Source organism: Erythrobacter sp. S158 (genome assembly GCF_057364915.1).
Genome location: NZ_CP200279.1, coordinates 2,762,803 through 2,789,072, shown reverse-complemented (window position 1 = coordinate 2,789,072; position 26,270 = coordinate 2,762,803). Strand labels below are relative to the sequence as shown.

Sequence of the window (26,270 nt, the reverse complement as noted above, 5' to 3'; positions counted from 1 at the left end):
CGCGCGAGCCTAGCGGTGCCGTAGCGTCAGGCAACAAAAAACCCCGCCGAAGCAGGGTCGTTCATACCAATGTCTTAGGTGGCCAATGTGTGGGGCGGTAAGTCGCCGGTCGATCAGAACTTGATCTGAGTGCCTACGTAAACCGCCTGGCTGTCCTGAACCGAATTCGTCAGAGGCGCGAGACGATCGCGTTCCTGTGACAGGCGCACACCTGCGGTCACGTCGAGATTGCGCGAAAGGCGGAAGGAGCCGCCGACATCGACCGTCTGCGATCCGATTGCATCGAGCGTGTTGGGCGAACGGCCAGCGATGGCTTCGTCCCCAAGCTCGATCCGCGGCTGAAGTCGGCTAGGCCGGTCTTCGCGGGTCGGCTGCGATGGAGCGAAGTCGGCAAGATCGGGCATCTGCAGATCGCTGAGCGTTTCGCGCAGCTCAGGCTGACGACCGGATACGGGAGCCGCAGGAGCGGGCGTCCGAGCAAAGCTCTGATAACCACGCGCCGTGCCAAGATTGAAGCGGCTGGTCTGGAGACCGGCAATGCCCTTGCCAAGGCCGGGAGCCCCTTCGTTCGAGGGGCGAACCGAAATCGCGCGCGCAGTTTCATCGTCGACGCGCACGGCCACCGTTACAGTGCGTTCGCTGTCGCCAGTGTTCACACCAACCGGAGTGAAGCGAATGCCGCGTTCGCGCGCTTTCTGTGCAACGCGGGCGGCCAGTTCAGGATCGACCGAAGCAGGGGTGAAGACGTCGAAGGCACTTGCGCGCACACCGGCTTCCCCGCCGGAGAAGCTCACAACCGCAAGCCCTGCGCTGGGCAGCGCCAACAGAAGTGCACCGGCCACGCCAAGCAGCGGCAGCCGGGGCTGCTTCGTCGCTGTCTGTGTGTCCTTGCGTGCCATTGTCAGCCTTGCTTGCGTATGACTCTGTTTACGTTCGACTATTCTACGTTCGTCTTGCCGGATTGATCCCGACCGTTCTGAAAAATCTTCAACCAGATCGAGCCTTAACTTGCGCTGAGCAGGCGCCGACTCGCTATTGGTACATCCAATTTATGACAGTTCTTGATAGGTGTGTGACAGCCAATTGTGCAATCATTTCGGTGATTTCTCCTCCGCTTAGCGCAAGACCTGTTGCGCCCAGCACACAGACTCTTTTGCACGTAGCTGCCGAATCGCCTGCGAGTCGCGCGCATGAACGGTTCAGCCGGGATACAGCGCGAGACGCCAAACCTGCCTCTCCCAACTTAGTGCCCAGAGTGAGGCCTTGCCGCAAGCGAGTGCCGGGTATAGAGCAATCGCCACGCCAAATGAGGGACATGTTTTTCCAGTGACACGCCGTACTTCCATTACTGCCACATCCATCCGTCTCACCGCAGCTGTCGGCGCACTTGGCCTGCTTGCCGCATGCGGTGGCAGCGAACGTCCCCGCACCGAACTTGCCGCAGCGCAATTGAACACGATCGGGGTCAACGCCTATCTCTGGCGCGGCGCGCTCGAGACGCTGAGCTTTGCACCGCTCGCTTCGGCTGACAGCCAGGGCGGCGTGATCGTGACCGACTGGTATGCAAACCCGTCGAACCCGAATGAGCGCGTGAAGGTCACCGTGACCATTCTCGACCAGGATCTGCGCGCCGATGCGCTTCGCGTTTCGGCCAGCCGCCAGGTTGCTGAAGGTGCGGGCTGGGTCGATGCGCCGGTTCAGGCCGCGACCGTCCAGAAGCTTGAGGATATCATCCTCACCAAGGCTCGCGACCTGCGCCGCAAAGCGCTCGCCGGCTAATTCAAGCCTTGCGCCTTACCGAGGGCGCGCTAGCGGTTTTTCATGACTGACACTCGATTCGATCCGTCCACTGCCGACGGGCGCTGGCAAGCTGCGTGGGAGAAGGCCGGGACCTTCACGGCCAACTCCGACAGCGACAAGCCCAAGAGCTACATCCTCGAGATGTTCCCTTACCCCTCGGGGCGCATCCACATGGGCCACGTGCGCAACTACACGATGGGCGACGTGCTCGCGCGCTACAAGGCGATGCGCGGTTTCGAGGTGCTCCACCCGATGGGCTGGGATGCTTTCGGGATGCCGGCTGAAAACGCCGCGATGGAAAAGAAGGTCCATCCGGGCGAATGGACCTACGCCAATATCGAGGCGATGAAAGCGCAGCTGAAGCGTATCGGTTTCGCGCTCGACTGGACCCGCGAATTCGCGACCTGCGACGCCGAATATTACGGCCACGAACAGGCGCTGTTCCTCGACATGTATGAAGCCGGGCTCGTCTATCGCCGCTCATCCGAGGTCAATTGGGACCCGGTCGACATGACCGTTCTGGCAAACGAGCAGGTGATCGACGGCAAGGGCTGGCGATCGGGCGCAGAGGTCGAAAAGCGCAAGCTCGATCAATGGTTTCTGAAAATTACCGACTTTGCGCAAGGATTGCTTGACGGGCTCGGCGAGCTTGAAGATTGGCCTGACAAGGTAAAACTGATGCAGGAAAACTGGATCGGTAAGTCGTCGGGCCTCGAATTTTCGTTCGATCTGTCGAATGGCGAGAAGTTGCCGGTCTATACGACCCGGCCCGATACAATCTTCGGCGCAAGCTTCGTCGCGGTCGCTGCCGACCATCCGGTTGCACGGGGCCTTGCGGACGATCCTGAGGTCGCCGCCTTCATCGAAGAGTGCAAGCGCGGCGGGACGACCGCAGCTGCTCTCGAGACCGCTGAAAAGCTCGGCTATCGCACCGGCATCACCGCGCGCCACCCCTTCACCGGCGAGGCGATGCCACTGTTCATCGCGAACTTCGTGCTGATGGATTACGGCACCGGCGCGGTCATGGGCGTTCCCGGCCATGACCAGCGCGACTTCGAATTCGCGACCAAGTACGACCTGTCGATCCAGCGCGTCGTTGCGCGCGATGCGAGCGAAGCCGAAGCGCCAATGGGCAACGAGGCCGAGAGCGGCGCCAAGGATGATGGGGGCGTGATCGTCAACTCAGACTTTCTCGATGGACAATCCGTCGAAGATGCCAAGGCCGACGTCATCCGCCGCGCGGAAGAGGGCGGATGGGGTAAGGGCACGACGGTGTGGCGCCTGCGCGACTGGGGCATTTCGCGCCAGCGCTACTGGGGCACGCCGATACCCTTCATCCATTGCGATGAGTGCGGCATCGTGCCCGTTCCCAAGGACCAGCTGCCGGTCAAGCTGCCCGAGGATGTCGATTTCGAGACACCCGGCAACCCGCTTGAGCGTCACGCGACTTGGAAGAATGTCGACTGCCCCAAATGCGGCGCCAAGGCGACCCGCGAGACCGACACGCTCGACACTTTCACCAATTCCAGCTGGTATTTCCTGCGCTTTGCCTCGCAGCCTGCCGACGCGCCGTTCGACCCGGCAGAGATCGCCAAGTGGATGCCGGTGCAGCACTATATCGGCGGGATCGAGCACGCGATCCTGCACCTGCTCTACGCCCGCTTCTGGACCCGCGCGCTCGCCCACATCGGCAAGCTTGATGTGAAGGAACCTTTCGCTTCGCTGTTCACGCAAGGGATGGTGACGCACGAGACGTATCAGCGTATTCTCCAATTGCCGCCGCAGACGGATACGCCACCTGAGATGGCTAGAATTCTCGGCGAGTACCTTTTCCCGCATGAAGTCGAGCGACGCGATGGAAGTTGGTTCGCTAAAGATACAGGTGGTGACGTTGAAGCCGGCCGCGTCGTCAAGATGTCGAAGTCGAAGAAGAACGTCGTCGACCCCGACAACATCATCGACGAGTACGGCGCGGATGCGGTGCGCTGGTTCATGCTGTCCGACAGCCCTCCCGAACGCGACCTGCCCTGGTCGGAGAGCGGGATCGAAGGCTGCTGGCGCTTCGTCCAGCGTTTGTGGCGCCTGTTCGACCAGATCGACGAGAGCGCGACCGGCGAAGACAAATCACTCGCCCGCAAAGCCCATCAGGCGATTGTCGCTGTGGCCGAAGACATAGAGGCGCTCAGCTTCAATAAGGCGGTCGCGCGCATTTACGAACTCACCGGAGCCGCCGAAAAGGCAAAACCGAGCGAGAGCCGCAACTTCGCGATCCGCACCATCCTGCACCTGATTGCGCCGATGATGCCGCACCTCGCCGAAGAAGCCTACGCCAAGCTTGGCGCTGATGGCCTGCTCGCCGATGCCGCATGGCCCGAGCACGACCCTGCGATGCTGGTCGAGGACGAGGTCACCATCGCGATCCAGCACAAGGGCAAGCTGCGCGACACGCTGACCGCTCCCAAGGGGTCGTCGAAAGAGGACCTCGAAGCGCTTGCTTTGGCCAGCGAGAAGGTCCAGCGTTCGCTTGATGGCGCGCAAGTGCGAAAGGTGATCGTGGTGCCCGACAGGCTGGTTAATATCGTAACGTGATGCGCGGCTCGCTCGCCTTGGCAGCGCTTCTCGCGCTTTCTGCCTGCGGCTTGCAGCCGATGTATGGCGGCGGCGCGTCGAGCAGCATTGCGCAAGGTCTGGCTGCCGTCGATGTGCCCGCGATTCCGGGGCGCGACGGGTGGCTGGTGCGCAACGCGCTTCAGGAGCGGCTTGGCGCTGCGGGCGATGCGAGCCCTCGCTATCGCCTAGACGTGCGGCTGGACGACGCGCTCGAAGCGCTCGGTGTTCTCAACGATGACACGATCAGCCGCGAGCGCCGCATCCTTCGCGCGCGATACCAGTTGGTCGATCTGGCGACCGGAGAGATTCTCCTCGATGCGACCGCAGGTTCGGACGCGGGTATCGACGTGGTCTCCTCGGAATATGCGACCATCGCCGCAGAACAGCGCGCGCTCGAATTGCTTGCCCGCGACGTCGCCGATCGCATGACGCGCCGCATCGCGCTTGCCCTTCGAGAGCAAGAGCAAACACTGGGCACGCAGTAGCGCGAGGGGCGGATCGCGCATGAAAGCCAAACATTCCGAATTCGCGCGCGGACTTCCCAGAACCGCGCAGCAGGCTTCGATATTCTTCTTCTGCGGACCTGATGAAGCCGGAGCCTCCGCAGCCGCGACCAAGGTAATCGAGGCGCTTCCCGATGCGGGCGAACGGATCGAATTAACGGGCGGCGACCTCAAGCGAGACCCGGCCAAACTGGGCGATGAGGCGCGTTCGGGATCGCTCTTCGGAGACAAGCGCCACATTCTCGTGCGTGCAACCGGCGACGAAGCGCATGATGCGCTCAAGGCCCTGATCGAAACCGCTGACGTCGGCGGAGGCGATGCGGCGCCCATCCTGGTCGTCGCGACCAGCGCAACCGACAAGTCGCGCACCGCAAAGCTGCTCGAAAAGCGGCCCGATGCGCTGGTGACGATGTTCTACCCGCCCGACCTCTCGAGCGTTGCGGCTTCGGTTCGCTCCATGGCCGATGGGGCGGGGCTCAGGCTGGGCGGTGACCTTGCCGAACGGATTGCGCGCGCGGCGGGTCTCGACGTGCGGCTGGCACAGTCGGAAGTCGACAAGCTCGCGCTTTATCTCGACGCTTCCTCGCAAAGCCCCAAGACCGCCTCGGTCGAGGATTACGGGGAGATCGGCGCGTCGACCGAAGAGGACGGATTCGCCCCAATCGTTAACGCTGTTCTGGGCGGAGAGCTTGGAAAACTGGCGGTCGAGTTAAAGCGCATGAAGGAATTGGGGCTCAATCCCGTGGGGCTTTTGCTCGCTCTCGAAAGGCGTGCTGCGCAATTGGCGCAGATCGCTGCGCGCCTTGGTCCACGCGGCAGTTTTGAAAACCTCGACCGCGGCGAAAAGGCGCGGCTTGGCATCTTCTGGAAGGAAGAACGCGATATTCGTCAACAGGTTACGCGTTGGCGAACCGCCAAGCTCGAACGGCTTGTCCCGCGCCTGATCGCGCTTCATCAGAGCCTGCTTGCGAACAGTCAGGCCGCTGAACTCCTGCTTGCCCAGGACCTTGCAGAGATCGCTCGCTTTGCGGCTAAAGGGTAGCAAATCCGGACACCCGGCATTTCGCACTCGCAAAAAATAAGCATTTCTGCGTAAATGTCCTATAGGGGTCGGGGTGCAAGTTAGGGGTGTTTCCTAAGGGAAGCGCATGAGGGACGATGAATAAGCTTTCCGGACCGCTCGTCGACGGCGGTTCATCCGATACAAATCTGCGCGCCATCGCGCCGTCGCTAGAGAAGCGTCGGCTGCGCGCTTACGTCCTCTTGATGCTGTTCGATGCAGTGCTGATCAACCTTGCATTTGCAGGCGCCGGCCTGCTCTACGAAGGCTACTGGTGGCGAGCGCAGAACATGCTGGCAGCGCAGACTCTGCTGCCGGTTTATTTCACTATCGCGCTGTATAACCAGACCTATGGCGGGCGCGCGCTCGACGATTGGATGTTCGCCAGCCGCCAGGCGCTTACCGCGCTGGTGATTTCTGCCGCGTTGCTGAACTTCGTCGCGTTCTACACCAAGTCGAACGCCGAGTTTTCCCGCGTCTCGGTAACACTTGGCTTCATGCTCTCTGTCGTCACCGTGGTTGGGCTGAGGCGTCTCGTGCCGGTCGTGATCGAGCGTTTCTGGGGCGGGCGTACGTCCAATCGCCTGATCATTGACGATGGCGGACCGAGCTTCGACCTCGACAATTCGCTGCGCATCACATCGGCCGAGTTCGAACTTGACCCGACCAGCCACGATCCCTTCATGCTCGACCGGCTGGGCAAGCTCTTGCAAAACCAGGACAAGGTCGTGGTCTCGACACCGCAGGAGCGGCGCGAGGCATGGGCGTTCCTTCTGAAATCCTCGGGTGTTTATGGCGAAGTGGTGAGTGAGCCTGCTCACTCGCTCGGCGCGATCGGGGTGCATCGATACGAGGTGCAAGACCGGACAACGCTGGTGATTTCGACCGGACCGCTGGCGCTGCGATCACGTATTTCGAAGCGTCTCTTCGACATCGTGCTGGCCGGAGGAGCCTTGGTTGTCCTCTCGCCGCTGCTGCTGTTTATCGCCGCCCGGATCAAGCTCGAGGATGGCGGTCCGGTGCTGTTCGTGCAGCGCAGGCTGGGGCGCGGGAACCAGTTTTTCAACATGCTCAAGTTCCGCTCGATGAAGGTCGAGCAGAACGATGCCGATGGCGACCGCTCGACCGCGCGCGACGATGACCGGGTGACGAAGATCGGCGCCTTCATCCGCCGCACGAGCATTGATGAGCTTCCGCAGATCATCAACGTGCTGCGCGGCGACATGGCGATTGTCGGCCCGCGTCCTCACGCGCTGGGAAGTCAGGCGGGGAACAAGCTTTTCTGGGAAGTCGACGCGCAATATTGGCGGCGTCATTGTCTCAAGCCGGGCCTCACCGGCCTTGCACAAGTGCGCGGCCACAGGGGCGCGACGGCGCAGGAGAAAGACCTCACCGACCGGCTTCAGTCGGATCTGGAGTACATCTCCGGCTGGTCACTCAGGCGCGATATCGAGATCGTCTGGCGCACGATCTTCGTGCTCCGCCACGACAACGCGTTTTAGTCTTGCGGCACTGTAAAGGTGCCGGTCACGCGGCCATCGCTGTTCGTGGTGGTCTGCGCACCGCTGGCGCGTCCGTCCATCGTCGAAAGCCCGGTGTCGAGGTTGATGACCAGACGACCGCCATTGAGCGTGTCCGTTCCGCGGCGAAGGCTCACATTACCGGCCATAGTGATGATCCGGCGGTTGAAGTCGTAGACCGCGACATCGCCGCTTGCGCGCTCATTGCCGCGCGTGACCACGACGTTGCCATTGGCGGTAATGCGATTGATATCGACTGATCCCTCATCGCTGTAATTCATGAGCATGCGCTGAGATCGTACGCGCAATCCCGCCTGATCTACAATCACGTTGCCGGTCAGAACCACCCGGTTCGCGCGGTCGTCAAATGCGATGTTTCCTGCATCGAATGACACCGGCGCGCGCGTGTTGTGCGAGGCGATGCCTTGCGCGGAAAGCGTCATCCCGCCAGCGGCTACCAGCCCGAGAGCGAGGCCGCCAGCAGCCCAGCTGAGCGCAACTTTTCCGAGGTTCTTCGTCATTGCCGTCATCCTATCAGGGCATCCGTAACTCACCGGGCACCATTCTAAGCCGCGCATTGCCATCAAGGATGATCGTGCGCGCATCAAGGTCGCCTTGCATGGTGTCTGCCGAAAACGTGCCAGCGGGGACTGCCCCTTGGACACCGCCTTCGCCACTCATCGTGCGGGTTTCGAGGTCAAAGGCGACGCCGCTTGCGGTCATCGAATAGCCATCGGCGGTGCGCACGCGCAGCTCGCCGTCGACCGAAACCACTTCTTCGTTGATATCGTAAACACCGCCCGGAGCCATCAGGCGCGCTGGCCCATCCTGAAGCAGCAATTGCGCCATCAGGTCGTCCATACGCACTTTGCCCTCGGCGCTTGAGCGCTGGACCGCTTCGCCCGCCGTGATCGAGAAAGGGCGACCCTGATCGTCGCGCCCGCGGTACATGGCGTTATCGACGCTCAGCCGTTCGTCGATGACGGAGACGGCGTTGCGATCGAGCAGAAAGCTGACTTCGCCGCGCGGTGACAGGGGCGTGATGATCATCAACGCTGCGAGAACCCCGACGCCCATCGGCAAGGCGCGTGCGAGGAAGGCGACCAACCGGTCATGGTTGCCACCGGGCGCCGCGAAGTGCTGACGTCGCGAACGCAGCGCCTTGGCTTCACTGGTCTCGATGCGGCGCTTGATAACCATGGCGGCTGTTTACGCGTAGAACCCTTCGTTGTGGCTGAATATGTCGCGCCCGTCCCACCCGGCGATATCGAGCGCGGCTCTTGTCGGGAGGAAGTCGAAGCAAGCCTGCGCAATCTCCATGCGCCCTTCGCGCGTCAGCCGCACGATCAATTCATCGCGAAGGCGGTGAAGGTAGCGCACGTCGCTTGCCGCATACTCGCGCTGCGCGTCGTTTAGCTCAGGCCCGCCCCAGTCGGAGCTCTGCTGCTGCTTGGAAATGCTTTCGCCGAGCAGTTCGTCGGTCAGGTTTTTCAGGCCATGACGATCGGTGTAAGTGCGCACCAGCTTCGATGCGATCTTGGTGCAGAAGACGGGCGCTGCGACAACGCCAAGATAATACTGGATCGCGGCCAGGTCGAAGCGTGCAAAGTGATAAAGCTTCACCCGGCTTTCATCAGCGAGGATCGCCGAGAGATTGGGCGCTTCATAATCGCTGCCCGGAGAAAAGCGCACGAGGTGCTCATCGCCTGATCCGTCACTGATCTGGACGACGCAGAGGCGGTCGCGGTGGGTGATGAGACCCATGGTCTCGGTGTCGACTGCGAGCGGGCCGGTGCCTTCGAGCACGCCTGCGGGCAGGTCTTCTTCATGGAAATGAACTGTCATCGCCACCGCCATTACGCGTAATGGGGATAGAGGGAAAGGGGACTCTCGCCTGCGCGGGGCCGGGCGGTGTAGTCATGGCGCTCGATGGCTTCCGAAGAGATACCCGACAGCTGGCGCGAGGCGCTTGAGCCGGTGCTTCAGACACCCGAAGCGCGCCGTTTGGGCGGGTGGCTGCGCGCCGAAGAGGATGCGGGCAAGGTGATCTACCCACCGCGTGGGTCACGGCTGGCAGCGCTCGCCGCAACGCCTTTGCCCGATGTGCGCGTGGTGATACTCGGGCAGGATCCCTATCACGGGCCAAACCAAGCGCATGGGTTGAGTTTCTCGGTTCAGGACGGGGTCAAGCAGCCTCCTTCGCTGGTCAATATCTTCAAGGAACTTGAAAGCGATCTTGGCATCGCGCGCCCCTCGACTGGCAATCTCTTGCCATGGGCGAAGCAGGGCGTGCTTCTGCTCAACAACACGCTGACGGTCGAGGCGGGACAGGCGGGCAGCCATGCGGGACGCGGCTGGGACGCGATCACCGATGCGGCTGTCGAGGCCGTTGCGACTAGCGGCGAGCCAACCGTTTTCGTCCTGTGGGGCAGCCATGCGCGCAAGAAAGCGGGCCGGGTAAAGGGGCTTGGCGCAGGCGATCATCACCTCGTGCTGACCTCGCCTCACCCCAGCCCGCTATCGGCGCATTCGGGCTTTTTTGGCTCCAAGCCGTTCAGTCAGGCCAACGCGTTTCTCGAAGCCCAAGGGCGCGGCAGCATCGACTGGACGCTATGACCAAGGACGAAGCCCGCGCTGCCTTGCTTGCACGCCGGGAACAGCTTGCGCGCGAAGATGCTGCAAACGCGGATTCTCGCGATACGGTCGAACTTCAGCAGGACAGCGTCGGGCGCCTCTCACGCATTGATGCGATGCAGCAACAGGCAATGGCAAAAGCGCAGGAACGCCGCCGCGCAGCCGAACGCACGCGGATTTCCGCTGCGCTGACGAGGCTGGACGAAGGCGAATGGGGCTATTGCCTGCGCTGCGGTGATGAGATCGCGGAGGCGCGTTTGAGGCACGATCCCAGCGTCGCGGTATGCGTGGGTTGTGCGGGAGGCAGTTAAGGAGAAAGGTTACTTAGCCGAGCGCCGTTGCCAATTGCATCTGCTGCATGTGCGCTGTCATTATCTTTGTAGCCCCGAAAAGCCGCCACGAGCAATGAGATCCCCAATCCAGAGCAAGCTATTGTTGGGGCCACATAGAGAGCCAAGATCAATGGTAGCGATGGTTCTGAATTAAGGATTTTCTCCAGATTGTGGAGGATATGAGCAAACACAATAAGGAAGAAAAGAATCAGGAATGATACCACCACTACGGCCCAAAATCGTAGTCCGTAGCGTTGATCCGCCTCCCTGTTTAGGTTCTCCTTGGCTCGAACTTCAGCTTCAAGAGAGCGAAAATCGTGCCCCTCGTTCGCTTCAACCGCTTCGGGCGAAGAAGCCGCTTGGGTTGACTCTGAACCGATATCAACTTGCGGTACTTGCGGCATTGGCGACCCGCCTTTTCGCTTCGTAATGCTCCTTGATCACGTGATCCGGAATGGGGGCGTACCAGCCGCCAATCTCACGCGACGTATGCCATGGTCCTCCGGCTACATGTGTCAACTCTGACAGATGGAAGGGCGACATTTTACCGTAAAGCGCATAGATTTCTTCGAGAAAGGTGACGTCATTTAGCCCAATTGGCTGATCAAACTCCGCGTCGATTTGCTTCGGAACTATTCCTTGTCTCCGGAAACGCGAATAGACATCCGGAATTACAGGGCCATGTTGCCAAGCTTCAATGCGATTGTCGAAAAGTGGCTTACCATACATCTCCAAATGCCAACCATGGGCAATGTAGGCCAACTTCAGTATCGACATAATTGAGAGCGCCCTACCGTCATCGGCAGCGCGCCTAATAAACCAATTCGCAATTTGACGAGCATCGTAGGCCATAGTCTTGCCGTATATATAGGAGCCAGCGTAGGAAAATCAAAATCCCGCGGTCAGCCTAGCGCCGACAATCACCCCGGTGTCGCGGAACGCAACCGCGCTGTCGACCACCTGCACGTTTGCGGTGAGGCCGAGCCCTTCGGCAAACTGGTAGGTGTAGAAGGCCTCGACCCCGTTTTCGTCCTCGATCGGCAGGCGGAAGGCGATGTCGTCGACCAGCTCGTCGGTGAGCGAATAGTGGAAATAGGCGATGCCGAAACGGTCCTGCGGGCGATAGCCGGGATTGCCCGAGATGCCGAAATAGCCCGAATAGTCGAGGAAGGTCGGATCGCCGTTCGAGGCCTGGAAGCGGGCGAGGATGCCCCAGCCCTTGCCGCGCGCCTGCGGGTGCATCTTGAGGAACTGGTAGAACGAAAGCTGCATCGCTACTTCGCCGCTTTCATTGCCGAATGTGCCAAACGGCTGCGGCGGCGGGGTCAGCGCGCGCGGCAGGATGTCCTGCGCAAAGGTGTCGCGGGTCGAGCCGACGATGGCGAGGTTCACGATCCCAGGCAAGCGGTTGATGGTGGTGCGGCGTGCGGCTGCGACCATGAAGGCAACGCCGCTTTCGAACGCGGTCTCGAACCCGGTGCGCTGATATTGGCTGTCGGGGTCGAACACCCATGCGCGGTAGATCATCTTGCCCTTGGGCACGGTCAGCATTGCGCCGGTCAGCGTGTTGGGCACGACAGCGGTCGGCGGCAGCGCAATGCCGAGGTTCTGGAACCCGTAGTGACCGTCACTCGCAACAATCGGGAGCGCGCCGGAGATATCGAGCACGTTCATCTTGCCGATCTCGAAGGTCGCGCCCGATGGCCATTGATATTCGAGGCTGGCCGAAAGGTCGAAGTCGCCCTTGCTCTCTGGCCGGAACAGCGCGGTGTTGTTCGGGATCAGCCCGATCTCGCCATTCGACGTCTTGCCCCAAGTGTATTCGGGGCGGATCTTGAGCTTGAGGTTTGATGGGCCGCCATAATAGCTGCCGCGCACCTCGAGATATCCATCGACACGGCCTGAATAGCGCGCAAGGCTGCGCGCATCGCCTGCAACAGGCACGTCGACGAATTGCGAGGCGACCACGCGAAGATCGACCGGTTTGGGCGCCGGGCGGGATGGCGGAGCAGCGACCGGAGTTGCAGGGCCGGTCTGCGGGGCGAGCTCGACCGTATCGTCGATCTCAAGCAGGTCGGGCGAAGCCTTGCCGCTTGCCGCGAGTTCGAAGGTCTCGGTCGTAAGTTCGACTTCGCTTGTTTCGGCCAAGGCAGGGTTTGCGGCGGCAAGGGCGAATGCACTTGCTGCGAATCCTAGCGCGCCAGCGCGGCGGCTGCGTGAAATCATGACGACCCTTATCCTCTCCTGCAGGCGCATTATCAGCGCGCCTTCGCTCCCTTGCACGGGAGAGAGGCAAACCACCGCCACCACAGGCGGTCAAGACAGGTTCAACCGCAATGCACGATTTATCCGCGCTTGTGGCTTTCGTGTTTGGTTAAGAAGTCGCTGATTTACCGGGGCAATTCACTCGCGCCCATCAGCGCCTCGTCCACTGCGCGGGCTGCCTGGCGGCCCTCGCGGATGGCCCATACGACAAGACTTTGACCACGGCGCATGTCTCCGCAGGCGAAGACGTTCTCGACATTGGTGCGGTAGTTTTCGGTGTTGGCGCCCACATTGCCGCGGTCCGTGAGATCGACGCCCGCCTGTTCGAGCAGGCCTGCCTTCTTCGGCCCGACAAAGCCCATGGCGAGCAGGATGAGGTCGGCCTTTAGCGTGAATTCGCTGCCGACGATCTCGCGCATCTGGCCATCAACCCACTCCACGCGGGCACATTCGAGGCCTGTGACGGCTACGCCATCGCCCACGACGCGCTTGGTGAGAACTGCCCAGTCGCGTTCGACGCCTTCCTCGTGGCTGGAGGAAGTGCGCAGCTTCAACGGCCAGTCGGGCCAGGTCAGCGCCTTGTCTTCCTTTTCAGGGGGCTTGGGCATGATTTCAAGCTGGGTGACAGAGGCCGCGTCCTGGCGGTTGGACGTACCCACACAGTCCGAGCCGGTGTCGCCGCCGCCGATTACGACGACATGCTTGCCGGTCGCCTTGAGCGTGCCGCGCGGGGCTGCGCGTTGCTCATCATCGCCCGCATTGCGCTTGTTCTGTTGGGTCAGGAATTCCATTGCGAGGCGCACGCCCGGCATCTCCGCGCCCGGGATGGCAAGCTGACGCGCATCTTCAGAGCCGCCTGCAAGCACGACCGCCTCGAAGTTTTCTTGCAAGCTCTTGAAGGAGATGTCGACGCCCACTTCCTTGGACGTTTTGAAGGTCACACCCTCGGCCTCCATCTGCACGCAGCGGCGGTTGATGAGGTGCTTTTCCATCTTGAAGTCGGGAATGCCATAACGCAGCAGGCCGCCGATCCGGTCGCTCTTTTCGAACAAGGTGACCGAGTGACCCGCGCGCGCAAGCTGCTGCGCGCACGCCATGCCGGCAGGGCCTGAGCCGACGACTGCGACCGACTTGCCGGTCTTCTTCTCAGGAACCTGCGGCGTGACCCAGCCTTCCTGCCACCCGCGATCGACAATCGCACATTCAATGCTTTTGATCGTGACCGGCTGGTCGACGATGTTGAGCGTGCAGCTTGCCTCGCACGGCGCAGGGCAGATGCGGCCGGTGAATTCGGGAAAGTTGTTGGTCGAATGCAGGACGTCGAGCGCGTTCTTCCAGTCCTGCTCGTAGACCAGGTGGTTCCAGTCCGGGATCATGTTGTTCACCGGACAGCCGTTGTGACAATAGGGAATGCCGCAATCCATGCAGCGCGAGGCCTGCGCAGCGAGCACGTTGTCGCTCGGCTGCACCACGAATTCGCGGTAATTGTTCAGCCGTTCTTCGGGCGCGAGATAGTCGCGCTCGCGCCGATCCAGTTCGAGAAATCCGGTGTCCTTGCCCATCTTTTCCTGACCTTATTCCGCTGCCACGCTGGCGGCTTCTTCGCGCTCTGCCTCGAGCGCTTCGAGCGCGCGCTTGTAGTCGCGCGGCATGACCTTCACGAAAGCGCCCAGCGCCTTGTCCCAGTCGGCGAGCAGCTCGCTCGCAACCGCGCTGCCGGTGTGCAGCTGGTGGCGTTCGACGAGGATGCGCAAGCGCTCTGAATCGTGGCGCAGCATGTCGCCCATGCCGAAATCGTGGACCGAGCTGCCGCGCTGCTGCGGGCGGCCCCAAGAATCGTTGGTGCCGTCTTCGGCATCGCGCTCTGCCGATACGGGTAGCAGGTCGACCTGTGCGTGATTGACGAGCGCGCTGAACACGCCGTCGGGATCGTAGACATAGGCCACGCCGCCGCTCATCCCGGCTGCGAAATTGCGGCCTGTCTTGCCGAGCACGACCACGACGCCGCCGGTCATGTATTCGCAGGCGTGATCGCCCGCGCCTTCGACCACGGCGATTGCGCCTGAATTGCGAACGGCAAAGCGCTCGCCCGCGACGCCGTTGAAATACGCCTCGCCCGCAATCGCGCCGTAAAGCACGGTGTTGCCGATGATGATGTTGGCGCTGCTTTCGCGCGGAACGCCGTCGGGCTGGCGCACGATGATCCGGCCACCGCTCAGCCCCTTGCCGACATAGTCATTGGCATCGCCGACAAGGTCTAGCGTCACGCCATGCGCAAGCCATGCGCCGAAGCTCTGTCCCGCAACGCCGGTGAGGTTTACGCGGATCGTGTCAGCGGGCAGGCCTTCGTGGCCATGCGCCTTGGCAATCGCGCCCGACAGCATCGCGCCGACCGTGCGGTGGACATTGGTGATAGTATAGTCGAGCTGTGCCGGGGCCTTCGCCTCGATAGCGTCCGTTGCATCGGCGATGAGCGCGTTGTCCATCGCCGCGCCAAGTCCGTGGTCCTGCCCCTCGGTGTTACGAAGCGGTGCACCTTCCTTGAGCTCCGGCTTGTGAAGCAGGCGCTCAAGATTGATCCCGCGCGCTTTCCAGTGACGGTGCATGCGCGTCATGTCGAGCCGGTCGACGCGGCCAACCATTTCCTCGACCGTACGGAAGCCCATTTCGGCCATGATGCCGCGAAGCTCCTCGGCGACGAAGAACATGTAGTTGACCACATGCTCAGGCTCACCGGTGAAGCGCGCTCGCAATACCGGGTCCTGCGTCGCGACGCCGACCGGGCAGGTGTTGAGGTGGCACTTCCTCATCATGATGCAGCCAGCCGCGATCAGCGGGGCGGTGGCAAAGCCAAACTCGTCCGCGCCCAAAAGCGCGCCGATGGCAACGTCGCGTCCGGTGCGAAGGCCGCCATCGACCTGAACCGCGATGCGCGAGCGAAGATCGTTGAGGAGCAGCGTCTGCTGCGTCTCGGCAAGACCGATTTCCCAAGGGGATCCGGCATGGGTGAGGCTGGTGAGCGGTGATGCGCCCGTTCCGCCATCGTAGCCGGAGATGGTGACGTGATCCGCACGCGCCTTAGACACGCCAGCGGCAACCGTGCCCACGCCCACTTCGGAGACGAGCTTCACCGAAATGCGCGCTTCGTTGTTCACGTTCTTGAGGTCGTGAATCAGCTGCGCGAGGTCTTCGATCGAGTAGATGTCGTGGTGCGGCGGCGGGGAGATCAGGCCCACGCCCGGCGTCGAGTGACGCACAGCGCCGATGCGCTTGTCGACCTTGTGGCCAGGCAGCTGACCGCCTTCGCCGGGCTTCGCGCCCTGCGCCATCTTGATCTGGATGTCGTCGGAATTGGCGAGGTATTCGGTGGTGACGCCAAAGCGGCCAGAGGCAACCTGCTTGATCCGGCTGCGCATGGAATCGCCGTTTTCCAGCGGGGTGAAGCGGAAGGGTTCCTCCCCGCCTTCGCCGGTGTTCGAGCGCCCGCCGATACGGTTCATAGCAACCGCCAGCGTCGAGTGCGCTTCGTGGCTGATCGAGCCAAAGCTCATCGCGCCGGTGCTGAAACGCTTGACGATTTCGGAGGCTGGTTCGACCTCGTCGAGGGGCAACGGCTCGTCAGCGGTCTTGAACTCCATAAGCCCGCGAATGGTGAGCAGTCGTTCGCTCTGCTCATTCACCGACTTGGCAAATTCCTGATATTGCTCGGAGACATTGCCGCGAACCGCGTGCTGCAATTGCGCGACATTTTGCGGGGTCCAGGCGTGTTCCTCACCGCGCAAGCGGTATTGGTAGATCCCGCCCACATCGAGCATGCCCTTGTAGAGCGGGTTGTCGCCATAGGCCTGTGCGTGGCGGCGGATCGCTTCTTCGGCGACCTGCTCGAGCCCGACGCCCTCGATGGTCGTGGCGGTGCCGGTGAAATACTTGTCGATGAAGGCGCTCGACAGCCCCACCGCGTCAAAGATCTGCGCGCCGCAATAGGACTGGTAAGTCGAGATGCCCATCTTGGACATGACCTTGCGGATGCCCTTGCCGACCGCCTTGATGTAATTCTGCTGCACCGCATCGGTGGTTGCGCCCGGATGCTTGCGGCGGCGAATGTCCTCGAGCGTTTCGAACGCAACGTAAGGATTGATCGCTTCGGCGCCATATCCGGCGAGCACACAGAAATGGTGCACTTCGCGCGCTTCGCCGGTTTCGACGACGAGGCCGGTCTGCATGCGCAGGCCCTGCCGCACGAGGTGGTGGTGCACCGCAGCGGTGGCGAGCAGCGCTGGCATCGGAATGCGGCCTTCGTCCTGCGCGCGGTCCGACAGCACCAGGATGTTGTGATCCTGCAGCACCGCCTCGGTCGCGGCCCAGCACATTTCCCTGATCGCGAGTTCGATCCCCTCGACGCCTGCCTCGGCGTCCCAGGTGATGTCGATTGTCTCGCAGCGGAAAGCGCCATCCATCACGGCTTCGACCGAGCGGATCTTGGCAAGGTCATCATTCGTCAGGATCGGTTGATCGACCTCAAGCCGCTTGTGCGTACCCGCATCATGGCCGAGCAGGTTGGGGCGCGGACCGATCATCGAAAGCAGGCTCATCACCAATTCCTCGCGGATCGGGTCGATCGGCGGGTTGGTGACCTGCGCAAAGTTCTGCTTGAAATAGTCGTAGAGCAGCCGCGCCTTGTTCGAGAGAACCGCAATCGGCGTATCGGTGCCCATCGAACCGACCGGATCATCCCCCTTCACCGCCATCGGTTCGAGGAAGCGCGCAATGTCTTCCTGCGTGTAGCCAAACGCCTGCTGGCGCTGGAGCAGGGTTGTCGTCTCTTCGGGCAGCTCGGAAAGATCAGGCTCGATCTCGCTCACATCGCCAAGGCGCACCTGCGCCTGGTCGAGCCATTCGGTGTAGGGTTCGGCCCCCGCAAGTTCCGCCTTAAGTTCATCATCCTCAATGATGCGACCCTGTTCGAGGTCGATCAGGAGCATTTTGCCCGGTTGGAGACGCCATTTGCGAACGATGTCTTCTTCGGCAAAGGGTAGCACGCCGCTTTCCGACGCGAGGCACACGATGTCGTCCTTGGTAACGCAGAAACGCGCCGGGCGAAGGCCGTTGCGGTCGAGTGTTGCACCGATCTGGCGGCCATCGGTGAAGCAGACCGCGGCCGGCCCATCCCATGGCTCCATCAGGGCAGCGTGATATTCGTAGAAGGCGCGCAGTTCGGGCGCCATCAGCTCATGCTTGTTCCACGCTTCGGGGATCAGCATCATCATCGCGTGAGCAAGCGAATATCCGCCCGCGATCAGCAATTCGAGCGCGTTGTCGAGACAGGCCGTATCCGATTGGCCATGCGGGATGAGCGGCCACATCTTGTCGAGGTCGGGGCCGAGCAGGTCGCTTTCCATCGTGCGGCGGCGCGCATTCATCCAGTTCACGTTGCCGCGAACCGTGTTGATCTCACCATTGTGAGCGATGAAGCGGAACGGGTGGGCAAGCCGCCAGCTTGGGAAGGTGTTGGTGCTGAAACGCTGGTGCACGAGGCCGAAAGCGCTGACGCATTCGGGGTCGCGCAGGTCGTCGTAAAAGCTCTGCACCTGCGTTGCGAGCAGCAGACCCTTATAGACGATCGTGCGGGTCGACACGGAGGGCATGTAGGTTTCGGTGAGACCCGGAAGTCCGTGCTTTTCAGCCAGTTTTGCGAGCGGATTGAGCGTCTGCTTGCGGATCGCGAGGAGCTTGCGCTCAAACGCGTCCTGATCGGGCGTGCTATCACCCTTGGCGATGATAGCCTGCTGGATCACGGGCATCGAGGAAATCACCGCATCGCCAAGCCCATCAAGCGTGGTTGGCACATCGCGCCAGCCGATGAGGCGCTGACCTTCCTTGGCGAGCAGCTTTTCGAAACGATCGGCAACGAAACCACGCGCGACCTCGTCCTTCGGCATAAAGCTCATCGCGACGGCATAATCGCCGGGTTGGGGAAGCTCGTGCCCATGCTCGTCTGCCCAGCGCTGAATCAGCGCGTGCGGAATCTGCATCAAGAGGCCAGCGCCATCTCCCAGAAGCGGGTCCGCCCCAACTGCACCGCGATGGTCGAGCTTCTCGAGAATCTCGAGCGATTGCTCGACGATCGAGTGGCTACGCTCACCCTTGATGTGAGCGACCATGCCCACACCGCAGGCGTCGTGTTCGTTTCGCGGGTCGTAGAGACCCTGGGGAGCGGGTTGACCCACCATGGCAAGCTTTCCGTTCTGTCAGATGTCGATACCGCGGCGATCCCGAAGGGTTCGCATGTTCGATCTCGACCAGAAATACGCGCGCTCACGGTTTTTGGCCGCAGCCGCGCATCGTTGGCCAACTCTAATGCAGGCGGATATGCCGTTTTGCAACCGCGAAAAGCGAAGGAATATTACAAGGATGCAAAGCCAGGCTTTAATGACGTTGCGTCAATGTGGCTTTTGCGAGTCGTTTTCAGCGATTTTGCCGATTCTCAGCGGGTTTGGAGGCAGCGCCGTGTCGAGCTTACGCCGCGCTTATGCTGCGCCGCGAAGGGTCTGCAACTTGGCGAGCGCGTCGCGCAGATCACGCTCGGTCTGGCCAAGCTGGTCGCCCGGCTGTGCGGGAGCAGCAGCTTGCGTGTCGAAGCCGCTCTCGGTGAACATCGTCAGCGCCTTGAGCGCTTCGGCCAGCGCTGCATCGCGGCCCGGCGCGTGTCCAGACTGACGCTCGCGCTCGCTTTCCTGATGCTGATGCAGGGCGCCAGCAAACCGTTCGACCATTTCGACAAGACTGAGTTCATCGGTTGGCCGCTCGCGCAGTTTGTCGAGCGCAGAGGCCGGAACGGGTTTGAGCTTTGCGGCGGGCGCTTTGGCGCCTTCCTCCACGACCCAAACTGCATTTCGGCCCGGGAGTTCAGCAAATTCAGCAAGGTCGAGTTCGCGCGGTTTATTTGATTGCGCGCTGCGCTCTGGCTTTTCGACGAGCGGTGATTTGGGCGCATCGTCCACTGGCGCTGCCTCGCACGAAGCGCCTTCGCAGCATTCGATCAGCGCCTGTTTGTACTGCCCGTGAGTAAAGAGCGCATTGGCTTTCGGAGCTTCGTCTTCGGGAGCTTCGATGTCGTAGCCGCGCTGTGCCAATTCACCGAGCGTTTCACCTCGGGGCGCGCCATTGTCCGCTTGCCCACCCTCGCCGGCTTCAGCCTCTTCGGGATCGGAGAAATCCGCGTCGAGCGGCGCATCAAGGCTTTCACTGCCAAGGTCGGCTGCCGGGTCGATGGGGCGCGTGCGGCTAGCGTGATATGCCGAGTACACGCCGCGGCTTGCTGCCGGTTTGGCGGCGCGAGAATGAAGCGTGGATGAAATGCCGTAGCAAAGCACGCCGCCGATCACTGCTGCGGCTGCGGCGAGCACGATGCGCGCGACCAATCCTGCGACCAATCCGCCAGAAAGTGTCCCGAGCTTGTCGATCATCCCCTGCGGCAGCACGACCATGATCAGGCCGAACAATGCGGCGCCCCAGATCGTGACGATCGGAATGAAAGCCTTGTGAGCCGCGACGCCCGCAAAGGGTCGATTGGAGGTGGCAGCCTTGCGCCGTTTGCTCGGCTTGGCTTCTTTGATCTGGCTCAGTCGCATGGCGCCCTTTTGTGCTTCTCTTCGCATCGGGCGCACCGATCACTCTCGCTACGCCCGTAATCCCTGTTCTGGCGAAAGCGGCTCCGAACCGACTTCGCCGTCAATTCGGGTTAACAAGAGATGGTAAACGTCAAGATAACGCCGCGCATTTGCGTGCCAGTCATGACGCGAACGGACATGGTCCAATCCATTTGCGCGCAGCGCGTCCCATTCGCTGCGTGCATCAAGCAGATCGCCGAGGGCCTGTGCGCAAGACGCCGGGTCGTCGGGAGCAAACAGGACACCCGTTTCGCCGTGAGTGATGAGTTCGCGATGGCCACCTACGTTGGAGGCAGCAACAAGGCGACGCTGCGCCATGGCTTCCAGCGGCTTGAGCGGGGTAACGAGATCGGTGAGGCGCGAGGCTTTGCGCGGATAGGCCAGCACATCAATCAGCGAGTAATAACGCTCGACCTCGTCATGCGGGACGCGGCCTGCGAAGATAACGGCTTCGGGCTCCGGCAGCTTTGCAGCAGCTTCGCGCCATTCGCCTTCCATCTCGCCAGCGCCAACCAAAAGCAGCCGAGCGCCGGGATGCGAGCGTCGCAGGATCGGCATGGCTGCGATCAGATCGTCGATGCCCTCATAGTCGTAGAAGCTGCCGATATAGCCGATCAAGAGCGCACTCTCGTCAATGCCGAGCTCGGTCGCCAATGCATTGTCACGGGGGACCTGTTCACCAAACAAGGTGAGATCGACGCCGTTGGGCATCACGCCGATCTTGCCGCCCGGAATGCCGCGGGCCACGAGATCGTCGCGCAGACCGTTGCAAATCGTGAACACCGCATCAGCGCGCGCCGAGATCTGCGTTTCCAGGCTGCGCGTCAGTCGATACTTTGGCGACCCTTCTTTGCCTGTGCGATTGCCGACCGCTGCGTCTTCCCAGAATGCGCGGATTTCATAGACTAGCGGGACGCCGAGGCTGCGCGCGGCTCTCAGCGCGGCGCCACCATTGAGCGCCGGGGAATGAGCGTGAATGATGTCAGGGCGCCAATCCTGCGCCAGTTTGCGGATGGTGTCGCTCGTTGCAGCCATTTCTCGGAATTCGCGCACCAGCATGGGCCCTGTCGAAACGCCCGGCGTGCGGTGGAAGGTCAACCCGTCGAAATCTTCCTTCTCATTCTCCCATTCCGCTTCGGCGTTGTGACGCTGCGAGGTCAGGCCGCGGACTTCCAGCCCCAGCGCTTCCTGAGCTTTCAGGATTGCACGCGTGCGGAAGGTGTAGCCGGAATGCAGCGGCAGCGAGTGGTCGAGGACGTGGAGGACGCGCGTCATGGAAAAGGCAATTAGCGCAACCATGCTTAACGGGCCGTCAACCGCGCTCCTGTACGGCGATCCTTGCCATGATTGACTATTTCGCACTCGCGCTGGGCCACGGCCTGTTGGCGCTCGCCTTGCTTCGGCTGGTGTTGCGCGAGGATACCGACGTCGATCCGCGTCTCAGGGAACTGGACGAAAAGGCCGAGGCGGCGCGCGAGGAGGGCAGCGCGGCGAGCCGCAATGCGCGCCGGCGTGCGCAGATGAAGGATGGGTCAGGCTCGGAATGATCGATCTCTTCCTTATCGCCTTTATCGGATATGTGCTGGTGCTCGGCATCAAGCGCCCGTTCCTCTGGGTGCTGCTCTATATCTATATCGACATCCTCGCCCCTCAGCGTATTGGCTATTCGCTGATCACATCGCTGTCTGTGTCGCTGATTGCGTTCGCGGCGGCGTTCGGAGGCTGGCTCGCGCTCGACAGCAAGAAGGGCGCACGCTTCACCGGGAGACAGGGGCTGATGCTGCTGTTTCTGCTTTACTGCTGGTGGACGACGGGCTTTGCCGACTTTCCCGAAAATGCTGCGACCAAGTGGGACTGGGTGTGGAAGGCGATGCTGTTCGCCATCTTCCTGCCGCTGACGCTGACCACGCGGCTGCGCATCGAAGGCGCGCTTCTAACCATGCTCCTGTCGATGGCGGTCATCATCGTCGGCGGCGGGATCAAGGTCGTCTTCGGCGGCGGCGGATACGAGACCCGCATGCTGATCGTGAACGATAATTCCGGCATCTATGAGACCAGCGTCCTAGCCTGCATGGCGATCGCGATCATCCCCGCGATCCACTGGTTCACGCGGCATGGTACGATCTTTCCGCCCGACTGGCGCGTGAAGCTGTTCGGCTATGCCTTCATTTTCGCCTGCATCCTGATTCCTGTCGGCACCGAAGCGCGCACGGGGCTTGTCTGTTTTGCGGTGCTGCTGCTGCTCACCTTCCGGCATGTGAAGAACAAGGTGCTGTTCGCTGGGCTTGGCGCGATTGCGATGATCGCGGCGATCCCGTTCCTGCCCGCCAGCTTTACCGAGCGCATGGGCACGATCACCGAGTTCGAGCAGGACCAGAGCGCCTCGACCCGCGTCGCGGTGTGGAGCTGGACGCTCGATTACGCTGCCGAAAATCCGTGGGGCGGCGGGTTCGACGCCTATCGCGGCAATTCGTTCGAATACCGCATGCGCGTGGAAGAGACTGCGGGCGGCACAACCTCGGTCACCTATCAGGACGTGGTCGACGAGGCGCGTGCCTATCACTCGGCGATTTTCGAGGTTCTTGGCGAGCAAGGCTATCCCGGCCTCATTCTATGGAGCCTGATCCAGATCACCGGCCTTGTCTCGATGGCACGCATCCGCAAACGATGGAAGGGACGCGAGGGACCGGACGAGCAATGGCAGGCGCCACTGGCCTCAGCCCTGGCGCAGGCGCAGATCATTTATCTCGTCGGCGCGCTCTTTACAGGCATCGCCTACACACCGCCAATGCTGCTTTTGCTCGCCTTCCAGATCGGACTGTCGAGCTACCTCAAGCAATGCGAAGAGCCCGTTGAAGCTGCGACCGCGCGCCCTGTATCGCGCCGCGCGCCTCCGACGATCGGCAAACCGAGCGAGGCCCTATGAGCGTTGCCGGATCGCCCGTTTCAAAATCGCGTCTGCAGCTTGACCAGCTGACGGGGTTGCGCGGGCTCGCGGCGTGGTTTGTGGTGCTCTACCACATCCGCCTCAGCCTCACCGCGATCCTTCCGGGCGATGCTATCGCGGTGTTCTCCAAGGGTTATCTCGCGGTCGATTTCTTCTTCATGCTCTCGGGCTTCGTTATGTGGCTAAGCTATGGCGAGAAGTTCAGAGCCCAAGGCTGGGCGCAGACCCGCCCGTTCCTGTGGAAGCGATTTGCGCGGGTCTGGCCGCTTCACGCGCTGGTTTTGTCAGGCTTTGCGATGCTGGCGCTCATGCTCGCGCTGACAGGCCGCCCAATCGGCAACTATCCGTTGGCAGAGTTGCCACTTCACGTACTGCTGATCCAGAACTGGGGGTTTACGAGTGAGCTTGCATGGAACCCGCCTGCATGGTCGATCAGCGCCGAGTTTGCGGCTTATCTTGCGTTTCCCGCGCTCATCCTCGCAGTCCGATGGGAGCAGCTTGGGCTTCCGGCGCTGATTGCGGCGCTAGGAGCGATGGCTTTGTGTCTGCACGCCTGGTTTGCAGCGTTCGGATACGCGATCCTGGACGACGACATACCGCGCACCGGCCTCGTTCGCTGCCTTGCCGAGTTCACCATGGGGATCGCGCTTGCACAGATATGGCGGCAGATGCGCGATTGCCGACGTGGCGGCGCGATACCTTTCGCGGTCAGCGCCGCGCTAGCCATCGCGGGGCTCGCACTTGGCCTTCCCGAAACGCTATGGGTTCCGGCCTGCTTTGCAAGCCTGCTGCTCGCGCTCGCACTTGATGGCGGCATTCCCGCCCGCGTTCTGGCATCGGGCCCGCTCGTGAAGCTCGGCGACTGGAGCTATGCGACCTACCTTTCGCACTACCTCCTGTTCGTGGTTTTCAAACTGGCCTTTGTCGGCAGCGATCTTCAGATCGGCTGGATCGGCCTTGCCGTCTATGGCGCGCTCGTTCTTGCCGTTTCCGCAGCGCTCTTTGCCGGATTCGAGAAACCGGCGCAGAAATGGCTTAATCAGCGCACTCCCCTGCTTCTCAAGTCCGCCTGACGTTAGGGCACGCTACGTCCGAGTGCCGGGGGCTTGCCCTCGCGGCGTTTGTCGCCCAAACCGCGCGCGGATTTAGGGACTCAACACTCAAAAGGGAGAGCCAAATGACCCCGCAGGATCTCGCAGCCAAAGTTGGCGAAACCATCGGCACCAGTGACTGGGTCGAGATGAGCCAGGAACGCATCAACCAGTTTGCCGATGCGACCGGTGACCACCAGTTCATTCATATCGACGAAGAAAAGGCCAAGATGACCCCGTTCGGCGGGACCATCGCGCACGGCTTTCTCACGCTTTCGATGATGCCTTACCTCGGCGCGAACAGCGACACGCCCAAGCTCGACGGGGTGAAGATGGGCGTGAACTATGGCGGCAACAAATGCCGTTTCCTCTCGCCCGTGCGCGCTGGCAAGCGCATTCGTGGCCACTGGAAGCTCACCGAAATGGTCGAAAAGCGCCCCGGCCAGTGGCAGCAGACCTGCGAAGTGACGATGGAGATCGAGGGCGAGGAAACGCCCGCGCTGATCTGCGAGTGGATCACCCTCTACTTCGTCTGAAGCCCACTTTCAGCGCGCGAAGAAAATCTGACGCGCTTTTGACCCATTCAGTCTCCATCTTGTGAAGACGGGGACGGACCCACACGTTTGAAAGGATACCTCTCATGTCACGCGATGCAGTCATCGTCTCCACCGCTCGCACGCCGATTGGCCGTGCTTACAAGGGCGGCTTCAACGCCACGCCGGGCGCAACGCTCGGTTCGCTTTCCTTCGCTCCTGCCGTTGAGCGCGCTGGCATTGACGCTGGCGAGATCGACGATGTCGTTTGGGGCGCTGTCCTCACGCAAGGCACGCAGGCCGGTAACATCGGTCGCCAGGTCGCGCTTCGCGGCGGCGCTCCGGTGACGGTTGCTGCCCAGACGATCGACCGTCAGTGCTCTTCAGGCCTGATGGCAATTGCGACGGCTGCCAAGCAGATCGTGGTCGACAATATGAATGTGGTCGTCGGCGGCGGTCAGGACTCGATCTCGATGGTCCAGACCCCGGAAATGCGCGTCGCTCCCGATCCCTCGCTGATCGCAATGCATAAGGACGTCTACATGCCGATGCTCGGCACCGCTGAGACGGTTGCTGCGCGCTACAACATCAGCCGCGAAGCGCAAGACGAATACGCGCTCCAGTCGCAGATGCGCACCGCAGCAGCTCAGGAAGCGGGCAAGTTCGACGACGAGATCGTGCCCGTCAGCACCACCATGATGGTCAAGGACAAGGAAACCGGCGAGATCTCGCAGGTTGAAACCACGATCACCAAGGACGAAGGCAACCGCCCCTCGACGACGCTTGAAGGCCTGCAGAGCCTCAACCCGGTGATGGGCCCGGACAAGGTCATCACTGCGGGCAACGCCTCGCAGCTTTCCGACGGTTCTTCGGCGAGCGTTTTGATGGAAGCGAAGCTTGCCGAGCAGAAGGGCCTTCAGCCGCTTGGCCGTTATGTTGGTATGGCTGTTGCCGGAACCGAGCCTGACGAAATGGGCATCGGCCCGGTCTTCGCCATTCCCAAGCTGCTCAAGCAGACCGGCCTCAAGATGGACGATATCGGCCTTTGGGAACTGAACGAAGCGTTTGCTGTGCAGGTGCTCTACTGCCGCGACAAGCTCGGCATCGACAACGACATCCTCAACGTCAATGGCGGCTCGATCTCGATCGGCCACCCTTACGGCATGACCGGCGCTCGCTGCACCGGCCACGCGCTGATCGAAGGCAAGCGCCGCGGTGCGAAATATGTCGTCGTCACGATGTGTGTCGGCGGCGGCATGGGCGCAGCTGGCCTGTTCGAGGTCTTCTAAGCAAGGGATCGACCCT

At 61.8% G+C, this 26,270-nt stretch carries 23 protein-coding genes; 12 read left to right on the top strand and 11 right to left on the bottom strand.

Annotation, left to right across the window (positions count from 1 at the left end; all coding sequences use genetic code 11):
- Positions 1-113: 113 nt before the first annotated feature.
- Positions 114-899, bottom strand: a complete 786-nt coding sequence (locus AC0V6T_RS13610; RefSeq protein WP_486127711.1) for a hypothetical protein — start codon at positions 897-899, stop codon at positions 114-116.
- 427 nt (positions 900-1,326) lie between these two features.
- On the opposite strand from AC0V6T_RS13610, the gene AC0V6T_RS13605 reads away from it, so the two are divergent.
- The 5 genes from AC0V6T_RS13605 (at position 1,327) to AC0V6T_RS13585 (ending at position 7,475) form a co-directional block, all read left to right on the top strand.
- On the top strand, positions 1,327-1,779 hold the full coding sequence (locus AC0V6T_RS13605; RefSeq protein WP_007165900.1) for a DUF3576 domain-containing protein: 453 nt from the start codon (positions 1,327-1,329) through the stop codon (positions 1,777-1,779).
- Between the two features lie 42 nt (positions 1,780-1,821).
- Positions 1,822-4,389: a leucine--tRNA ligase gene (gene leuS, locus AC0V6T_RS13600; protein ID WP_486127709.1), complete on the top strand. Its 2,568-nt coding sequence runs from the start codon at positions 1,822-1,824 to the stop codon at positions 4,387-4,389.
- Positions 4,389-4,895: an LPS assembly lipoprotein LptE gene (gene lptE / locus AC0V6T_RS13595; protein ID WP_486127707.1), complete on the top strand. Its 507-nt coding sequence runs from the start codon at positions 4,389-4,391 to the stop codon at positions 4,893-4,895. The genes leuS and lptE overlap by 1 nt, the downstream gene beginning before the upstream one ends.
- A gap of 19 nt (positions 4,896-4,914) precedes the next feature.
- The gene (gene holA / locus AC0V6T_RS13590; protein ID WP_486127705.1) at positions 4,915-5,955 is read left to right on the top strand and encodes a DNA polymerase III subunit delta; all 1,041 of its coding nucleotides are present in this window, start codon (positions 4,915-4,917) and stop codon (positions 5,953-5,955) included.
- A 116-nt stretch (positions 5,956-6,071) separates the two neighbouring features.
- A complete protein-coding gene (locus AC0V6T_RS13585) occupies positions 6,072-7,475 on the top strand; it encodes an exopolysaccharide biosynthesis polyprenyl glycosylphosphotransferase (protein WP_486127703.1) in 1,404 nt (467 codons plus the stop codon).
- Here AC0V6T_RS13585 and AC0V6T_RS13580 read toward each other — a convergent pair.
- Genes AC0V6T_RS13580 through AC0V6T_RS13570 form a run of 3 tightly spaced genes read right to left on the bottom strand, consistent with a single transcriptional unit; the run spans position 7,472 to position 9,338 of the window.
- Positions 7,472-8,023 (bottom strand): LptA/OstA family protein, encoded by a 552-nt coding sequence (locus tag AC0V6T_RS13580; protein WP_486127701.1) that lies wholly within the window; start codon positions 8,021-8,023, stop codon positions 7,472-7,474. The two genes, AC0V6T_RS13585 and AC0V6T_RS13580, sit on opposite strands and share 4 nt — an antisense overlap.
- 4 nt (positions 8,024-8,027) lie before the next feature.
- On the bottom strand, positions 8,028-8,693 hold the full coding sequence (locus AC0V6T_RS13575) for an LPS export ABC transporter periplasmic protein LptC (protein ID WP_486127699.1): 666 nt from the start codon (positions 8,691-8,693) through the stop codon (positions 8,028-8,030).
- A gap of 9 nt (positions 8,694-8,702) precedes the next feature.
- The gene (locus AC0V6T_RS13570) at positions 8,703-9,338 is read right to left on the bottom strand and encodes a ribonuclease D (RefSeq protein ID WP_486127697.1); all 636 of its coding nucleotides are present in this window, start codon (positions 9,336-9,338) and stop codon (positions 8,703-8,705) included.
- Positions 9,339-9,422: 84 nt separating this feature from the next.
- Here AC0V6T_RS13570 and ung point away from each other — a divergent pair, with 84 nt between their 5' ends.
- Both ung and AC0V6T_RS13560 read left to right on the top strand, forming a co-directional pair.
- On the top strand, positions 9,423-10,109 hold the full coding sequence (gene ung / locus AC0V6T_RS13565; RefSeq protein WP_486127695.1) for a uracil-DNA glycosylase: 687 nt from the start codon (positions 9,423-9,425) through the stop codon (positions 10,107-10,109).
- Positions 10,106-10,438 (top strand): TraR/DksA family transcriptional regulator, encoded by a 333-nt coding sequence (locus AC0V6T_RS13560; RefSeq protein ID WP_486127693.1) that lies wholly within the window; start codon positions 10,106-10,108, stop codon positions 10,436-10,438. Before ung ends, AC0V6T_RS13560 begins: the two co-directional genes overlap by 4 nt.
- On the opposite strand, the gene AC0V6T_RS13555 is transcribed toward AC0V6T_RS13560, so the two are convergent.
- From AC0V6T_RS13555 to AC0V6T_RS13525, 7 genes are all read right to left on the bottom strand, one after another.
- Complete coding sequence (locus AC0V6T_RS13555) at positions 10,435-10,863, bottom strand: hypothetical protein (protein ID WP_486127691.1); 429 nt, start codon at positions 10,861-10,863, stop codon at positions 10,435-10,437. The two genes, AC0V6T_RS13560 and AC0V6T_RS13555, sit on opposite strands and share 4 nt — an antisense overlap.
- The gene (locus AC0V6T_RS13550; RefSeq protein WP_486127689.1) at positions 10,841-11,311 is read right to left on the bottom strand and encodes a Panacea domain-containing protein; all 471 of its coding nucleotides are present in this window, start codon (positions 11,309-11,311) and stop codon (positions 10,841-10,843) included. Before AC0V6T_RS13550 ends, AC0V6T_RS13555 begins: the two co-directional genes overlap by 23 nt.
- Positions 11,312-11,347: 36 nt before the next feature.
- On the bottom strand, positions 11,348-12,685 hold the full coding sequence (locus AC0V6T_RS13545; protein ID WP_486127687.1) for a carbohydrate porin: 1,338 nt from the start codon (positions 12,683-12,685) through the stop codon (positions 11,348-11,350).
- A 164-nt stretch (positions 12,686-12,849) separates the two neighbouring features.
- Positions 12,850-14,286: a glutamate synthase subunit beta gene (locus tag AC0V6T_RS13540; protein ID WP_486127685.1), complete on the bottom strand. Its 1,437-nt coding sequence runs from the start codon at positions 14,284-14,286 to the stop codon at positions 12,850-12,852.
- Positions 14,287-14,298: 12 nt separating this feature from the next.
- Positions 14,299-18,951 carry a glutamate synthase large subunit gene (gene gltB / locus AC0V6T_RS13535; protein WP_486128609.1) on the bottom strand — a complete coding sequence of 1,551 codons (4,653 nt, stop codon included), beginning with the start codon at positions 18,949-18,951 and terminating at the stop codon, positions 14,299-14,301.
- A 300-nt stretch (positions 18,952-19,251) separates the two neighbouring features.
- Complete coding sequence (locus tag AC0V6T_RS13530; RefSeq protein ID WP_486127683.1) at positions 19,252-20,355, bottom strand: hypothetical protein; 1,104 nt, start codon at positions 20,353-20,355, stop codon at positions 19,252-19,254.
- A gap of 48 nt (positions 20,356-20,403) precedes the next feature.
- On the bottom strand, positions 20,404-21,669 hold the full coding sequence (locus tag AC0V6T_RS13525; RefSeq protein ID WP_486127681.1) for a TIGR04063 family PEP-CTERM/XrtA system glycosyltransferase: 1,266 nt from the start codon (positions 21,667-21,669) through the stop codon (positions 20,404-20,406).
- Positions 21,670-21,737: 68 nt separating this feature from the next.
- Here AC0V6T_RS13525 and AC0V6T_RS13520 point away from each other — a divergent pair, with 68 nt between their 5' ends.
- The 5 genes from AC0V6T_RS13520 (at position 21,738) to AC0V6T_RS13500 (ending at position 26,254) form a co-directional block, all read left to right on the top strand.
- Positions 21,738-21,941, top strand: coding sequence for a hypothetical protein (locus tag AC0V6T_RS13520; protein ID WP_486127679.1), 204 nt, complete (start codon positions 21,738-21,740; stop codon positions 21,939-21,941).
- On the top strand, positions 21,938-23,320 hold the full coding sequence (locus AC0V6T_RS13515; protein ID WP_486127677.1) for a DUF5935 domain-containing protein: 1,383 nt from the start codon (positions 21,938-21,940) through the stop codon (positions 23,318-23,320). Before AC0V6T_RS13520 ends, AC0V6T_RS13515 begins: the two co-directional genes overlap by 4 nt.
- Positions 23,317-24,414 carry an acyltransferase family protein gene (locus AC0V6T_RS13510; RefSeq protein ID WP_486127675.1) on the top strand — a complete coding sequence of 366 codons (1,098 nt, stop codon included), beginning with the start codon at positions 23,317-23,319 and terminating at the stop codon, positions 24,412-24,414. The genes AC0V6T_RS13515 and AC0V6T_RS13510 overlap by 4 nt, the downstream gene beginning before the upstream one ends.
- A gap of 104 nt (positions 24,415-24,518) precedes the next feature.
- A complete protein-coding gene (locus AC0V6T_RS13505) occupies positions 24,519-24,968 on the top strand; it encodes a MaoC family dehydratase (protein ID WP_007165919.1) in 450 nt (149 codons plus the stop codon).
- Positions 24,969-25,072: 104 nt separating this feature from the next.
- Positions 25,073-26,254, top strand: a complete 1,182-nt coding sequence (locus AC0V6T_RS13500) for an acetyl-CoA C-acyltransferase (RefSeq protein WP_007165920.1) — start codon at positions 25,073-25,075, stop codon at positions 26,252-26,254.
- The last annotated feature ends 16 nt before the right edge of the window (positions 26,255-26,270 follow it).